Consider the following 14652-nt stretch of genomic DNA (forward strand, 5'->3'; position numbering starts at 1 on the left):
TTTTTGAAGGCGCTACTTCAAGATTAAGACCTGTACTTATGACTGCTATAACATCAGCTTTAGGTTTGATACCGATGTTAATGTCTAATGGTGTTGGTGCAGAAATACAGCGCCCATTAGCGAGTGTTATTGTTGGCGGCTTGGTAACTGCAACACTGTTAACATTATTTGTTTTACCTGTTTTATATCGCTGGTTTTCAGAGAAAAAAATAAAAGAGCTATCCAGATAAAATTACTGTGAACTCTAACCCCACGCTAAAGTCACGTTTAGCGTGGGGTTATTGAGTAGATGAACGAAAAGAAAGATTAGATTTAACAATAAACTAATAGTCATGACTGCTTTGTCGGAATATTTGTCGTTAAACAGGCCAAAGCTAACTTCCGCTTTCGTATCTTTGCAGTCTTAATCTCTATGTGTCTCAAGGTCGGATTATGGCACGTGCCAGACTCTAACTTCGAGTCTGGCTTAGGTTCAAATTTAAGCATCGATCTGTTCTGATACTTCTAACGCATCATCAACTTCTATTCCCAAGTACCTGACAGTGCTCTCTAGTTTTCTATGGCCAAGTAGAAGCTGACAGGCTCTTAAATTTTTAGTTTTTTTGTAAATTAGTGATGGTTTGGTACGTCTCATTGAATGAGTGCCATATTGAGTCTTATCTAACCCAATTGAGGTGACCCAAGAGTCAACTATACGTCCATATTGACGGGTTGAAAGGTGTTCAGAGGAATGAATTCGTGACTTAAACAAGTAATCATAAGAATTGAGAGTAAATTGCTCTATGAGCGCCACAATTGATTTCCTTGTATTTCCAGTAATTTCAAATTGAACAGGCATACCAGTCTTTTTTTGAACGACTATTGCCCGTGATTGGATTGCTTTACCATGTGCAATGTCATTAACTTTTAGTGAAACTAAATCACACCCTCTTAGTTTGCTATCTATGGCTAGGTTAAATAGTGCTAGATCTCTTATTTTATGAAAAAGTTCCAGTCGTATTCGGATAGCCCATATTTGCTGTAATTTTAGAGGTAACTTTTGTCCTACAAGCTTATTTTTATTCCAAGGCTCTTTAGGCTGATATATAGTTAACTGGTGCATTAGTTGTACTCCGGTGTTTATGGAGTTTTAAGCTTAGCTCGCTACAAAAGAATTCGGGTATGAGCGAATAAGAGACAGTCAGAGTTATCTGGATATCTGGACTTAATTCTACAAAGCGGACGCTTAGCGAACCCGTTCATGCCCTAAAATTGAGTTTAGGCAATCTGCATTAATTGTATAATGATGTCTCTTTGATCACATGGATGGTATTTATGTCAGTATTAGATATGGTTAGGCCTGTTATGGAGCCAGTATGCAAGGCATAGAGTTAGAATCAAAGATAACCTGTCCAGAGTGCGGGTTTAGTAAGGTTGAGATTATGCCTACAAATGCTTGCCAGTGGTACTACGAATGCGAAAGCTGTAAAAAGTTGCTTAAACCATTAAAAGGTGATTGTTGCGTCTATTGCTCTTATGGGACAGTAAAGTGTCCTCCCATCCAAGAAGGGAACAGTTGTTGCTTTGGTAAATAATTCATTCCCCTGACTGCTAAGTGTCAGGGGAAAGCCTTAATGCAAACTGTTTACTTGTTACTTGCTGTGGCTGGTAACTTGGCAGAAATAAGTGCAGCTAAACTAATAAAGATAAATGAAATTGCTAAACAAGCAGCTAACCCGTATAGCTGGAAAACCCAGCCTGACAGCACTGTACCAATCAAACGCCCCATTGCATTTGCCATGTAGTAAAAGCCAACATCTAACGAAACGCCATCGGCATCAGCCATGCTAACAATCAGGTAACTGTGCAGAGATGAGTTAATGGCAAACAGTACGCCAAATACCATTAAGCCAGCAATGAGTGCCGTTTTAACTTCCCAGTTAAAGTGTAACGATAAAGCTATACCTAATGTCACTAATGCCAACAAGCTTGCCCATTTTACGGTTTCAGTGGCAGGAGAAACGCTAGCTTTGAAATTGATTAGCTTAGGTGTCATTGATTGGACAAAACCGTAACCAATCACCCAAAGCGCTAAGAAGCCACCTACTGTCCAATAATCCCATTCAAACACTTGTGACAAGAACACAGGTAGTGCAACCACAAACCAGACATCACGGGCACCAAACAAGAAGAGTCGTGCAGCCGATAAGATATTGATAGAGCGACTCTTTGAGAAGATGTCGGTAAACTTAGGTTTGTTCTTGGCTTTACCTAAGTCGTTTTTCAAAGCATAAAGGCTGTAACACCAAACAAGAGCCAAAACACCTGCCATTAACAACATTGCGCCTTTGAAGGAAAGTAAAGTTAACAGTAAGCCGCCTAAGAAAAAGCCAACGCCTTTCAGGGCATTCTTAGAGCCTGTTAATACCGCGACCCATTTAAACAAGGTGCCTTCTTGTCCTGCGGCAACCAACATCTTAATTGAGCTTTTTGCGCTCATTTTGTTTAAGTCTTTGGCAATGCCTGAAAGCGCTTGTGCAATCATCACATACACAACTGTTAACCATTCAGCAGGAACAGCTAACATCAGCAAGGCGATAGTTTGAATGGCTAAGCCAATGTTCATGGTTTTATTTAGCCCTAAACGGGCACCTAAGAAGCCGCCAACTAAATTAGTGACAACGCCAAATATTTCATAAAACAAGAACAACATCGCAATGCTAAGCGGACTATAGCCTAACGCGTGGAAATGAAGCACTACCAACATGCGTAGTGCGCCATCTGTTAAGGTAAATGCCCAGTAGTTACCTGTGACAACAAGGTATTGCTTAATATCGTCTGATAATGATGTCAAGCGCTTCATAGTGTTACATTACCCTTTAATTGATGATCCGACTTTACGAGCAAGTTCAGCCGTTCTATTAGCGTAACCCCACTCGTTGTCATACCATGTGTACAGCTTCACCTGAGTGCCATTAACGACCATTGTTGATAATGCATCGACAACGCTAGAACGTGGGTCGGTTTTATAATCGATAGACACAAGTGGCTTTTCTTCATAACCAAGAATGCCTTTTAATTCGCCCTCAGCCGCTTCTTTCATCCAAGCGTTAATTTCAGCTTCCGTTGTTGGACGCTCAACCTCAAATACACAATCAGTAATTGAAGCATTCGCAAGAGGCACACGTACCGCATGACCATTCAGCTTACCTTCCAACTCTGGGAAAATATGAGTAATCGCCGTTGCCGAACCTGTAGTGGTTGGGATTAAGCTCATGCCACAGGCACGCGCTCTACGTAAATCTTTATGCGGAGCATCTAGAATCGTTTGAGTGTTGGTAATGTCGTGGATAGTCGTCATCGAGCCATGTTTGATGCCGATTTTATCCAGTAACACTTTCACCACTGGTGCTAAGCAGTTTGTGGTGCAAGACGCTGCCGTTACGATTGAGTGCTGTTCAACATCATATAGATGGTCGTTAACCCCCATAACCACATTAAGTACACCTTCTTCTTTTACGGGTGCTGTTACAACGACTTTTTTTACTCCTTGGTCTAAGTAGGCTTGTAGCAACTCAGTTTTCTTCATCTTGCCTGACGCTTCAATGACCAAATCACATTCAGACCAATCCGTATCATTAATTGCTTTGTTTTGCGTTACACGAATGGCTTGACCATCAATTATCACGTTATTGTCATCATGGGTTACATCATGTGACCAAGTACCATGCACAGAATCGTACTTTAATAAATGTGCTAGCGTTTCTGCATTGCCAGCAGGATCGTTGATTTGCACAAACTCAATGCCTTGCCAACCAAAAGCAGCTCTAAGTGTTAAGCGACCCATGCGGCCAAAACCGTTAATACCAATTTTAATTGCCATTGTTAAGCTCCTACTATTTGAAACTCATTGAAAAAAGAAAGTTGTACTGGGTGTGAGAGCGCTTTAGGGCGCATTTTCTGCACTTGTTTAATAATGTCTGCCTTGTCGTAACCTAGTTCAAACATCAGTAGTCCAATGACTAAGCCTGTGCGACCAGAGCCGCCTTTACAATGCACGGCAATGGTGCCTTGATTGCGTAAGATAGATAGCATGTCATCAAGGTTTGATTTGAACGCTGCTGCAAAATCTTCATTTGGTGCATCGTCATCTAAAATAGGTAACTGAAACCATTTAATACCTTGTGCATCACACACTTGAGGAAGGTCTTCGGCTTCATTCTTGTTCATTTCTGCATCGTACATCAGCGTCACAATCGCTTGTGCTCCAGCATCTTTCAATTGTGTAACCGATGTTGTTAAATCAACGTCTTTTGTTCCGGGGCAAGGAGTAAAGATAAAGCTTGCGCCATTATCAAGTGTTAGTATGTCATATGGATGAGTGTGCATAAAAAGCCTCTTAATTATTCGTTAAACCAATGTTTTGTTCTGTTCACAATCGATACGAGAGACAACATAACTGGAACTTCAACCAGAACCCCAACCACGGTCGCCAATGCAGCGCCTGAATGTAAGCCGAAAAGGGAAATAGCTACTGCCACTGCCAATTCAAAGAAGTTAGATGTACCAATCAAACAAGAAGGTGCAGCAATGTTGTGCTTAAGCTTGAGTCTGACCGCGATAAAATAGGCAATAATGAAAATGCCATAGGTTTGCAGGATAAGCGGAATGGCGATTAGCAAGATATTAAGTGGTTGCTCAATAATGGTGTTAGCTTGAAAGCCAAACAGCAAAACGACTGTTGCCAGTAAACCGATAACAGAAAACGGTTTTAACTTCTCTAGCAAACTTGTGATAGCTGCTTCATCGCGACCTGAGCTGTTTAAGTGTTTTCTAGTCAGGATTCCCGCGATTAAAGGGAGCAATACATACAAAATCACCGAGATAAACAAGGTGCCCCAAGGTACATGAATGTCTGTTACACCAAGCAATAACCCCGCAATGGGAGCGAATGCAAAAATCATGATGATGTCGTTCACCGACACCTGAACTAAGGTATAGTTCGCATCACCTTTGGTTAATTGCGACCAGACAAACACCATTGCCGTACAAGGTGCAACCCCCAGTAAAATCATACCAGCGATGTATTCTTGCGCTGTTTCTGGTGATACAAAATCGGCAAATAAGCCTTCGAAGAACAACCAACCTAAAGCAGCCATTGAAAATGGTTTAATAAGCCAGTTGACCACCAAAGTTAATACCAAGCCTTGCGGATTCTTCCCTACTTCCTTAATGGTTGAAAAATCCACTTGCACCATCATTGGGTAGATCATTACCCAAATGAAAACAGCAACAACTACATTTACATGGGCAACTTCAAGCTTTGCAATAGCTTCAAAAAGAGGTGGGTAAACAATCCCCAGCGCCACACCAGCAGCAATTGATATCGCCACCCAAACAGATAAATAACGTTCAAAAATCCCCATAGTTACATTCCTTAATTACAGCAGCTTGCCACACGCGTAGGACGGTCACCCATCGAGTTTAATCTGGCTAGCTCTTGTTCGATAAAAATAGGCTCATTCACTACCGTTGAGGTGATGGTTTGCTTCATCCACGCTGGCAATGTTGGATTGATAGAATAAAACACCCATTGCTGATGCTTTCTGTCAGATAAAATGCCTGTTTTTCGAAGCTGTGCTAGGTGACGGGACACTTTGGGCTGGCTCTCTTCATCTAATGCAGTCATCAACTCACAGACACACGCTTCACCCTCAACCGCAATGATTAAAAGCGTTTTCAAGCGAATATCATCAGCCAGAGCTTTGTAAAAAGTAGTTGGCGTTATTGGCGCTGGCATTTGCTTTTCTTGTATCAGCAAAAACATTTTGATCCGTTCATTTAGCTCTTGTAGCGTTTTTTCAAACGGGTTGGCATCTCTACGAGAACGAGGCTCAGGGAAATCCCAAGCAAGGCAGTTAGTACCACTGACTCGGCTATCACACTCTTTTGCCGCTTTATCACACAGGGTAATAACAAAATCGAAATGGATATTGCTAACTTCATCAAGGTGTTTTGAGTGTAATCCATCGGTAGGTAACCCAAAGTGCTCGATAGCTGACAAGGTACGACTATCAACACTATTTGGCTCAGTACCAGCACTATAAACCTCGTACTCACCTTTACCATGATGTTTTAGCAACGCCTCAGCCATGATAGACCTAGCTGAGTTTTCAGTGCATAAAAAGAGAACTTTCATGAAATACCCCATAATGAATTTATTATATAATAAATTTATTATGCTGTGGTGACAACAGATATTTTCGAAAAAATGAGTTATGAGTAGTGTTAGTTAGAAGTATAACTGCTAGTACAATACCGCAGTTGGTTAATTGGAGAGCTAAGCCACTGACCTAAATGAATTAGGTAAAACGTCTGTTAATTAGTTTTTATTAGTTGAGCAAAGAATTAAACTGAACGACTCAAAGTGGCACTTTTACGAAGTTCGGCTGTGAGCGATTACCGGTCATTGGGAAAGTTAAATTTATTCCTGTGTTTTGAGTAGAAATCTAATTTTGTCCAATAACATTATTAAAAGCCGTATTGGGGGACAATAATATGATTAATTTCTAGAAGTTTTAATTACTTGTTTACAAAAGTAATTATTGGTGAAATTATTATGGTATGTAATTTACGCTATTCTGGTGTGTTATAAACCACCAAAATGGTGTTCAATAAGCTGTTAGAGCGTATGCGATGTTTAGCGCATTCCATCAAATTTTAAGAAGTATAAAAAAAGGATATTTTTAACATGGCAAGATGTACAGCACCTAGTAATGGTCATCGTACTGCGAGTGGGGCTGCGAATTGTCCCGCTTGTAGCAGTCGTAGTCGCGGGTATGGCGGTTACTCTTCTTACACTTCACCGTCATATACCTCATATGGTTCTAGTTCTCGTAGTACTAGCACTCGTGGTAGTTCATCAGGCTCTAGTAGACCCAGGTGGTCTAAATCAAGTTCTTCTGTTTACAAATTCAATCACTTACTCCAATTCGTGAAACTGTTGAAGCTAGAGCGGCAGCTCAACCAGATCTTAGAGATGTATTTCTTTGTCACGCATGGGGAGATCGTAAGGAAGCAGCAAAAGAACTAAACGATTTACTTGTGGCGTCAGGTGTAAAAGTTTGGTTTAGCGAGAAAGATCTTGCTCTTGGTGTACCAATGATGCGTGCAATAGATAAAGGGTTGGCAAATTCACGAATTGGTCTTGTGCTTGTTACTCCAGCGATGCTTGAGCGCCTTCCTAAAGAGAGTGTTGCCGACAAAGAATTATCTGCGCTTTTGGCAGGTAACCAACTTATTCCTATTATGCATAATGCTACATACGAAGATTTGCGAAATGTCAGCCCATTACTCGCCTCTAGAAGCGGGTTGGATACTGCCGAAGATTCAATGGCAGTAGTTGCGGAGAAAATTGCAGAGCTAGTTAATATTGAGTTTTAGTGAAAATACGCTCTAGTAAGTTGCTTAAATGGACAAAACAACAGCTGGCTTTTTACTCGTTCCTCGCTAATTTTAGCCAGCTACTTTATTGCCGCTTAGCAAACCGTTATGTTTACGGAGAGGTTTGGTGAAAAATATACCTAAATTGGTATTCATTATATTAGTGCTAAGTATTTTGTTAATGCTTAAATCGAGTAACGAACCATTTTTATTTAACAGCCAATTTCCTATATTCAATCAATTTCCTATCGGTAATAGTATTGTATTGAATATTTCATTAGGTCTTTTTGTTAGTGCTTTATTTTACTACTTTACAGTGTTTATTCCCGACTACCGTAAACGTAAAATTATTAAGAACAATTACCTAAATCAATACAAACACTTTAAACAGAACATGATTAGTCACTTTTTAAGTGCGTGTGAAACATCTTATCCGTCAGACTTGGTAGACACCTTATTAGACCAAAAAGAATTTAAAAGTTACTTCTCGCTGAAAGCAACAGATTCAGAAGATAAGTGGCATGTTGTTTTGAATAAAATGGATCATGAACTTTTAGAAATTATGCTACTAGAATTTGAGGCTTTTAAAGAAAGTGCAGGCTACGTTCTAAATAATATTGAGTTTAATCAAGCAGAATCATTTGAATTTTTCTATCACTTTAATAAGCAAATTGTTTTATTAAAAAACATCACTGATGATTACGATGAAATAAAATCATTTAGTAGGTTTTTGTGGTCACTATTCGCAGGTTGGTGCTGGATTGAAGGTTATGCTGAAAAAGATAGATTTCAAGAAATGATAGACAGCATATAAGAAAACATAATAAGGCATTTAAACAGAAGTTGCTCCTCACCCGTTTTAGTGGACACCTCCTCAACATTTTAGCCAACATTTTTTTGCCCATTATTAGGGCGTTACCACTGTCTGCAATTGGCACAAACCAGAAATAGCTTCCAATGAATTCTGTATTTAAATTTTAGGTTTAAGCTGGGCTCTAATTAATAAATCATAATCTAATTGCAACACCTTGCTTAAATTCAAATTATTCTTAAGTTAACGCAAATTTTCAATTTAACTGGTGCTGGCCTAATAAAGGCTCATATGAGAACCAAATAGCCAACTTATTAAATGGAAACTAAAAAATGTGGCTGTTAAAAGGTTTATACTAACTAAAAAGTAACTACTCTTAGCTATGACTCAGTTTTCTCTTTATAGTCACACAAATCCTCGATTATACAGCTTCCACATTTTGGTTTTCTCGCTGTACACGTATAGCGCCCATGTAAAATAAACCAATGATGGAGGTTAAACATAAACTCTTTTTTATTTGGCGTATTTTTAATTATGGCCTGTTCTGTCTGCTCAACAGTTTTACCTTTAGCGTAACCCGAACGGTTTGCAAGACGTTGGATGTGAGTATCTACTGCTAAAAAGTATCTACCTTCATTATCCTTTAGCCAGCCGAAGGCTGTATTTAATACTACGTTAGCAGTTTTACGGCCAACGCCAGGAAGGGCTTCTAGGGCTTCACGATTCTCTGGCACTTCACCGTTATGCTGATCTACCAATATTTGGCACATTTTGTATACGTTCGCAGCTTTTGAATTAAACAACCCGATGGTTTTTATATAATCACGCAGTGTGTCGTGGCCAATATCTAAAATGGTTTGTGGCGTATTAGCAACCGGAAATAATTTACGAGTGGCTTTATTTACCCCAACATCGGTGGCTTGTGCAGAGAGCGTAACGGCAACCAGTAACTCAAACGGGCTTGAGTATTCAAGCTCCGTTTCAGGATGTGGGTTGTCATCGCGTAAGCGAGTAAGTATTTGGTGACGTTTTTCTTTATTCATGTAACTTAAAACGCATTAGCTTTATTCAGTTAATGCGTTTTCCCCTTAAGTTAAGCTAGTAACACGCGCTCGTGGGCCTTTTTCAGCCTCTGGCGGCGTTACTTGTTTTGATTTTATTTGTGCATCAATGACGTTTTTAGCGGCGATCAGCAGCCCAAGCCCTAAGAATGCGCCTGGTGGTAAAATGGCCAGTAAAAACTGGCTATCAAAGCTAAATACTTCGATGCGTAAAGCTGAAGCCCAAGGACCGAGTAATAAATCGGCGCCATCGAATAAGGTGCCTTGGCCAATCAGCTCTCGCATAGCGCCAAGTACAACTAGTACCAGCATAAAGCCTAAGCCCATCATCAAGCCATCAAAGGCAGATAAATGCACTGGATTTTTAGAGGCAAATGCTTCAGCACGACCAATAATGGCGCAGTTAGTCACAATCAACGGAATGAAAATCCCCAGAGATTGATAAAGGCCAAAAGTGTAGGCGTTCATTAACAGCTGCACAATCGTCACAAAACCGGCAATGATCATTACAAAAACCGGTATTCTGATATCTTTAGGCACCCAATTGCGCACAAATGATACGGTAATATTAGAGCCCACTAAAACTAACAAGGTTGCTAAGCCTAAACCTAGCGCATTAGTAATCGTGGAGGTAACAGCAAGTAAAGGACATAAACCTAATAACTGTACTAAGGCGGGGTTATTTCCCCATAAGCCTTCTTTATAAAGGGTTTTTAATTCACTCATGGTGTTACCTCAGGGCAAGCATTCGCTGCTGCAAAAAGATCATCAAAGTTATTTTGTGCATACACTACCGCATTTTTAACTGAGCCAACTACAGCGCGAGGCGTAATGGTTGCGCCAGTAAATTGATCAAACTGACCGCCATCTTTTTTAACGGCCCAACGCGCGTCACTTTCGCTTTGTACTGTTTTTGAATTAAATGAGGTGATCCAGTCTGACTTTTTAATTTCAACTTTATCGCCCAAACCAGGGGTTTCTTCATGCTTAGTAACCCTTACACCAGCAACGCTGCCATCGCGATATACCGCGCTAAGTAAGTTTATATCGCCACTGTAGCCGCTAGGAGTGACATGACGAATGACTAATGCAACGGGTTCGTCATCTTTACGTGCACGGTAAATTACTTGGTTGTCGTATGGCCCCAGTAGTGGATCAGATATAATCACACAATCTTGAGAAAGTTCATTAGTGTACTTGCTGTGCGGTAATACTTCTTGTAACTGATTAGTTAATTGCAGTTGCTCTTGCTCTGCAATCTTATCGGCCGTTAACGAGTTTATGGTGGCCACTAACCCTGTTGTAAGGAGTGCGAAGCCGCATAATATTGCGCCATTTTTTACCATTGAAGAAATAATCATTTTACTGCTCCATGGCCATAGGTTCTTGGTTGTGTGTAGTAATCAATAAGCGGAACTGCAATATTGATCAGTAATATGGCAAATGCAACCGCATCCGGAAAGCCACCAAATGAACGAATTAAATACACAATTAAACCAATCGCGGCACCATAAATAAGGCGGCCTCGATTAGTGGTTGCAGCTGATACAGGATCGGTGGCAATAAAAAAGGCTCCGAGCATAGTCGCACCACTAAATAAGTGAAACACCAGACCCGGCTCAGTGCCTGGCGAGGCAATATAACCAATTGCAGCGCATAGGCTTAAACTGGCAATAAAACTCACTGGTATATGCCAGTTAATCACTTTCGTTTTTAATAAATAAAGGCCACCGAGTAAGAAGGCTAAATTAACCCAACCCCAACCTAGGCCAACCCATTCATTAAATACCGGTTTTTGCATACTTTCAGTGACGGTAAGGCTATGAGCAATATCTGTTTTTAACGTATCAAGAGGGGTGGCCATCGTGCTGCCATCAATACCCACTCTGAGCTGATCTAAGCTATATCCAAGAGTTGTAAAGTCACTAAATATTAGACTAAGCTGCTGGTTAAAAGTAATGCCCGTATTGAGTAACTCTGAAACTGGTAACCAGGCCGTCATTTGCACAGGGAACGACACTAATAAAAGTACATAAGCTGCCATTGCAGGGTTAAATAAATTAAAGCCTAAACCACCATAAAGTTGCTTAACAATAACAATGGCAAACAAACACCCTATAACAATAACCCACCACGGCGCTAAAGGCGGAACACTAATCGCTAATAGCACGCCGGTTAGCCATGCGCTGCCATCGCTTAATGCAGGCCAAATAGGGCGCTTACGCATTAACATAACGGCTGCTTCAAACGCGCTTACACACACTAACGCTAATAATAATTGGATAAGGACACCGGTGCCAAAAAATACAACTTGCGCAATAACACCAGGAATACAAGCCGCAATCACAGTTAACATTAAACGTGTCACAGATTTGTGACTATGATTGTGGGGTGAACTGGCCATGGTTAGTTTCATGACTGATCGTTTCCTTCTTTTTGTTGCTTTTTAGCTTTAGCGCGAGCAATAGCGGCGGCTACGGCGGCTTTCTTTTTTTCTTGAGCTGTTTGCTGTGAACCTTCTGAAGATTCATCGTTGCTTTGTGGCTCAGTGTTTTCACTTTGTTTTGCTAATTCATCAGCCTGTGCTGCTTTTTTGGCTTTAGCACGGGCAATAGCGGCAGCCACGGCGGTTTTTTTATCATCGGCGGCGACAGGTGATTCACTTATTGCGTCATCATTTGGCGCTTGCTCATTAGCGTGCGCTGCTTTTTTGGCTTTAGCACGGGCAATGGCGGCAGCTTTTTTATCATCGGCAGCGACAGGTGATTCACTTACTGCGTCATCACTTACTGCTTGCTCATTTGCTTGTGCTGCTTTTTTGGCTTTAGCACGGGCAATAGCGGCAGCGACGGCAGCTTTTTTATCATTGGCAGCAACTGGAGATTCACTCACTGTGTCATCACTTTGCGCTTGCTCATTGGCTTGTGCTGCCTTTTTGGCTTTAGCACGGGCAATGGCTGCAGCTACCGCGGCTTTTTTATCATTGGCAGCGACTGGCGATTCACTTTCTGTGTCATCGCTTGGCGCTTGCTCATTGGCTTGTGCTGCTTTTTTGGCTTTAGCACGGGCAATAGCGGCAGCAACGGCTGATTTTTTATCATCTACAGGCTCGTCATCACCATTGTTTTGTGCCTTTTGCTCTTTATATAGGCGAGCTTGCTCTTTACGTGCTGCGCGCTCTTTTGCAACTTCACTGTTATCTGGCTCGAGTTCGCCACCTTGCTTTTTCGCTTTAGCACGCGCAATTGCCGCTGCTACAGCTGATTTATTGTCACCATCGCTGGTTTTATCTTTAACGCGGGCAAGGGCATCGGCTACTTTTTGCTGCTCTTCGGTCGATTTAGGGGCAGGTTTACGTTTGTGGCGATTTTTTCGCTCAGCTTGTTCTTGCTCTAAACGCGCTTTACGTGCATCAAAGCGCTCTTTAGCGCGATCTGATTTTATCTTCTCGGCAATTTGCTCTTTAATTTCAACTTTTGCAACGCGGTAATACTGAACAAGTGGTATTTCACTAGGGCATACATAGGCACAGGCACCACATTCAATACAGTCAAATAAGTTATGCTCTTGGAGTTTGTCGTATTCTTTTGATTTAGCAAACCATTGTAATTGTTGTGGCAATAACGAGGCAGGGCAGGCATCGGCACAGGCACTGCAGCGAATACAGGCTTTTTCTGGGCCAGGCTCTGCTAATTCTTTATGATCTGGGGCAAGTATGCAGTTTGTTGTTTTAACAACGCCAATACGAACTGTGGGTAAGGTAAAGCCCATCATAGGGCCGCCCATGACCACGCGTTGTTGTGGCACCGGTGAAAAACCTTGGCAATCAAGTAAGTGCTTAATTTCAGTACCTAATAACGCCCATACATTGCCTGGATTATGTATAGTATTGCCGGTAACGGTAACGACACGTTCAATTAACGGTTTACCTTCGTATACAGCTTGCTGAATCGCAAATAAAGTGCCGGTGTTATGTACTAAAATGCCGATATCAGCAGGGATACCGCCGTTTGGTACTTCACGGTTAGTGAGCAGTTTTATTAGCTGTTTTTCACCGCCAGAAGGGTAAACAGTAGGCACGGTTTGTATTAAGATATGCTCGTTATGCTTCGCCGCTTCTGTCATGGCTGTGATAGCCTCGGGCTTATTGTTTTCAATGCCAATAATACACAGCGTCGGATTGAGTAACTGCTGCATTAGCTCAATACCTTTGACTATTTCAGCGGCGTGCTCACGCATTAAGGTATCGTCAGCCGTGATGTAAGGTTCACACTCAACCGCATTAACAATCAAAAATTCAATAGGTTGTTTAATATCAGCTTTTACATAGGTTGGGAAGCCTGCGCCGCCCATGCCAGAGATCCCCGCATTATGAATAACATCAACCAGTTCATCGTGTGATGCAGTGGCTGGGTTTGCTAAAGGCGATAATTCACACCAGGTATCGTTGCCATCGGGTTCAATAATAATGCTCAATTCAGGTAATGCCGAAGGATGCGCTGATGGCATAGGCGTAATATCAATAATAGTACCTGATGTAGGTGCATGTATTGGCACCGACCAATTAGCTGATGGCTTTGTTAACGCTTGGCCTTTTAACACGTGCTGGTTTTTTTCAACTATTAATTTACCACTAGCGCCAATGTGCTGCTTTAAAGGCAGAACAAGTTTTTCAGGCAAAGGGAGTCTGGCTATAGGCGCACTATTAGATAATGATTTCTGCTGAGGAGGATGTACGCCGCCAGGAAATGCCCAAACGGTGCCTTTTTTTATTTGTTCAAGTAACTTTTCCACTCAAACCTCTAATCTATTTGGGTAACAGGAATAGCGTCTAATTGCCATTTCCAGGTTTGTTTTGATGGTGCAACAGGTAGCATGTCAATACAATCGACCGGACAAGGTTCAACGCACAAATCGCAGCCAGTGCATTCGTCAATTAGAACGGTATGCATTTGACGTGTTGCACCCACAATGGCATCAACAGGGCAGGCTTGAATACATTTAGTACAGCCAATACATTCATCTTCGCGGATATACGCCACTGTTTTAACCGGATCTGCTTGTTCGCCGCCAGCGAGGGGTTTAGCCTCAACCCCCATTAAATCAGCTAGCTTTTTAACGGTCGCTTCACCACCTGGAGGGCATTTATTTATTTCATCGCCATTGGCAATGGCTTCTGCATAAGGACGACAGCCCGGGTAACCACATTGGCCGCATTGTGTTTGCGGTAAAATGGTGTCGATTTGTTCTACAACAGGATTACCTTCAACTCGAAAGCGTACTGCTGCAAACCCTAAAATTAATCCGAAAATTAACGCCAGCAAACCCAGCGCTATTAAAGCGTACAACAAGGTCATA

General features: G+C 41.6%; 16 protein-coding genes. 4 read left to right on the forward strand and 12 right to left on the reverse strand.

What is annotated here, in order from left to right; all coding sequences use genetic code 11:
* Positions 1-230, forward strand: a 230-nt coding sequence (locus N523_RS19020; RefSeq protein ID WP_036959666.1) for an efflux RND transporter permease subunit, incomplete at its 5' end; no start/stop codon positions are given.
* A 248-nt stretch (positions 231-478) separates the two neighbouring features.
* Here N523_RS19020 and N523_RS0110550 read toward each other — a convergent pair.
* The gene (locus tag N523_RS0110550; RefSeq protein ID WP_004589486.1) at positions 479-1102 is read right to left on the reverse strand and encodes a tyrosine-type recombinase/integrase; all 624 of its coding nucleotides are present in this window, start codon (positions 1100-1102) and stop codon (positions 479-481) included.
* A 253-nt stretch (positions 1103-1355) separates the two neighbouring features.
* Between N523_RS0110550 and N523_RS19665 the strand changes: the two genes are divergently transcribed.
* On the forward strand, positions 1356-1574 hold the full coding sequence (locus N523_RS19665; RefSeq protein ID WP_081485404.1) for a GDCCVxC domain-containing (seleno)protein: 219 nt from the start codon (positions 1356-1358) through the stop codon (positions 1572-1574).
* A 50-nt stretch (positions 1575-1624) separates the two neighbouring features.
* Here N523_RS19665 and arsJ read toward each other — a convergent pair whose 3' ends face one another.
* The 5 genes from arsJ to N523_RS0110575 are packed head-to-tail and all read right to left on the reverse strand — an operon-like array spanning position 1625 to position 6178.
* Positions 1625-2842, reverse strand: a complete 1218-nt coding sequence (gene arsJ, locus N523_RS0110555; RefSeq protein WP_028835003.1) for an organoarsenical effux MFS transporter ArsJ — start codon at positions 2840-2842, stop codon at positions 1625-1627.
* A 9-nt stretch (positions 2843-2851) separates the two neighbouring features.
* Positions 2852-3862, reverse strand: coding sequence for an ArsJ-associated glyceraldehyde-3-phosphate dehydrogenase (locus tag N523_RS0110560; protein WP_028835004.1), 1011 nt, complete (start codon positions 3860-3862; stop codon positions 2852-2854).
* A gap of 2 nt (positions 3863-3864) precedes the next feature.
* Positions 3865-4368 (reverse strand): cyclin-dependent kinase inhibitor 3 family protein, encoded by a 504-nt coding sequence (locus N523_RS0110565; RefSeq protein ID WP_016898911.1) that lies wholly within the window; start codon positions 4366-4368, stop codon positions 3865-3867.
* Positions 4369-4382: 14 nt separating this feature from the next.
* A complete protein-coding gene (gene arsB, locus N523_RS0110570) occupies positions 4383-5405 on the reverse strand; it encodes an ACR3 family arsenite efflux transporter (protein WP_028835005.1) in 1023 nt (340 codons plus the stop codon).
* Between the two features lie 11 nt (positions 5406-5416).
* The gene (locus tag N523_RS0110575; protein WP_028835006.1) at positions 5417-6178 is read right to left on the reverse strand and encodes a metalloregulator ArsR/SmtB family transcription factor; all 762 of its coding nucleotides are present in this window, start codon (positions 6176-6178) and stop codon (positions 5417-5419) included.
* A gap of 791 nt (positions 6179-6969) precedes the next feature.
* Between N523_RS0110575 and N523_RS19025 the strand changes: the two genes are divergently transcribed.
* Both N523_RS19025 and N523_RS0110585 read left to right on the forward strand, forming a co-directional pair.
* The gene (locus N523_RS19025) at positions 6970-7422 is read left to right on the forward strand and encodes a toll/interleukin-1 receptor domain-containing protein (protein ID WP_051440321.1); all 453 of its coding nucleotides are present in this window, start codon (positions 6970-6972) and stop codon (positions 7420-7422) included.
* 163 nt (positions 7423-7585) lie between these two features.
* Positions 7586-8236: a hypothetical protein gene (locus N523_RS0110585; protein WP_155949129.1), complete on the forward strand. Its 651-nt coding sequence runs from the start codon at positions 7586-7588 to the stop codon at positions 8234-8236.
* Positions 8237-8613: 377 nt separating this feature from the next.
* Here N523_RS0110585 and nth read toward each other — a convergent pair whose 3' ends face one another.
* Genes nth through rsxB form a run of 6 tightly spaced genes read right to left on the reverse strand, consistent with a single transcriptional unit; the run spans position 8614 to position 14651 of the window.
* On the reverse strand, positions 8614-9276 hold the full coding sequence (gene nth, locus N523_RS0110590; RefSeq protein WP_028835008.1) for an endonuclease III: 663 nt from the start codon (positions 9274-9276) through the stop codon (positions 8614-8616).
* A gap of 45 nt (positions 9277-9321) precedes the next feature.
* Positions 9322-10020, reverse strand: coding sequence for an electron transport complex subunit E (locus N523_RS0110595; protein ID WP_028835009.1), 699 nt, complete (start codon positions 10018-10020; stop codon positions 9322-9324).
* Positions 10017-10655, reverse strand: a complete 639-nt coding sequence (rsxG, locus tag N523_RS0110600; protein WP_013465285.1) for an electron transport complex subunit RsxG — start codon at positions 10653-10655, stop codon at positions 10017-10019. The genes N523_RS0110595 and rsxG overlap by 4 nt, the downstream gene beginning before the upstream one ends.
* Positions 10652-11710, reverse strand: a complete 1059-nt coding sequence (gene rsxD, locus N523_RS0110605; RefSeq protein WP_028835010.1) for an electron transport complex subunit RsxD — start codon at positions 11708-11710, stop codon at positions 10652-10654. The genes rsxG and rsxD overlap by 4 nt, the downstream gene beginning before the upstream one ends.
* Entirely contained in the window at positions 11707-14088 is a 2382-nt protein-coding gene (gene rsxC / locus N523_RS0110610; protein ID WP_028835011.1) for an electron transport complex subunit RsxC, read from the reverse strand. Before rsxC ends, rsxD begins: the two co-directional genes overlap by 4 nt.
* A gap of 8 nt (positions 14089-14096) precedes the next feature.
* Positions 14097-14651 (reverse strand): electron transport complex subunit RsxB, encoded by a 555-nt coding sequence (gene rsxB / locus N523_RS0110615; protein ID WP_028835012.1) that lies wholly within the window; start codon positions 14649-14651, stop codon positions 14097-14099.
* Between the last annotated feature and the right edge of the window lies 1 nt (position 14652).

Origin of the sequence: Pseudoalteromonas sp. 23_GOM-1509m (assembly GCF_000518425.1) — a bacterium.
GTDB lineage: Bacteria > Pseudomonadota > Gammaproteobacteria > Enterobacterales > Alteromonadaceae > Pseudoalteromonas > Pseudoalteromonas tetraodonis.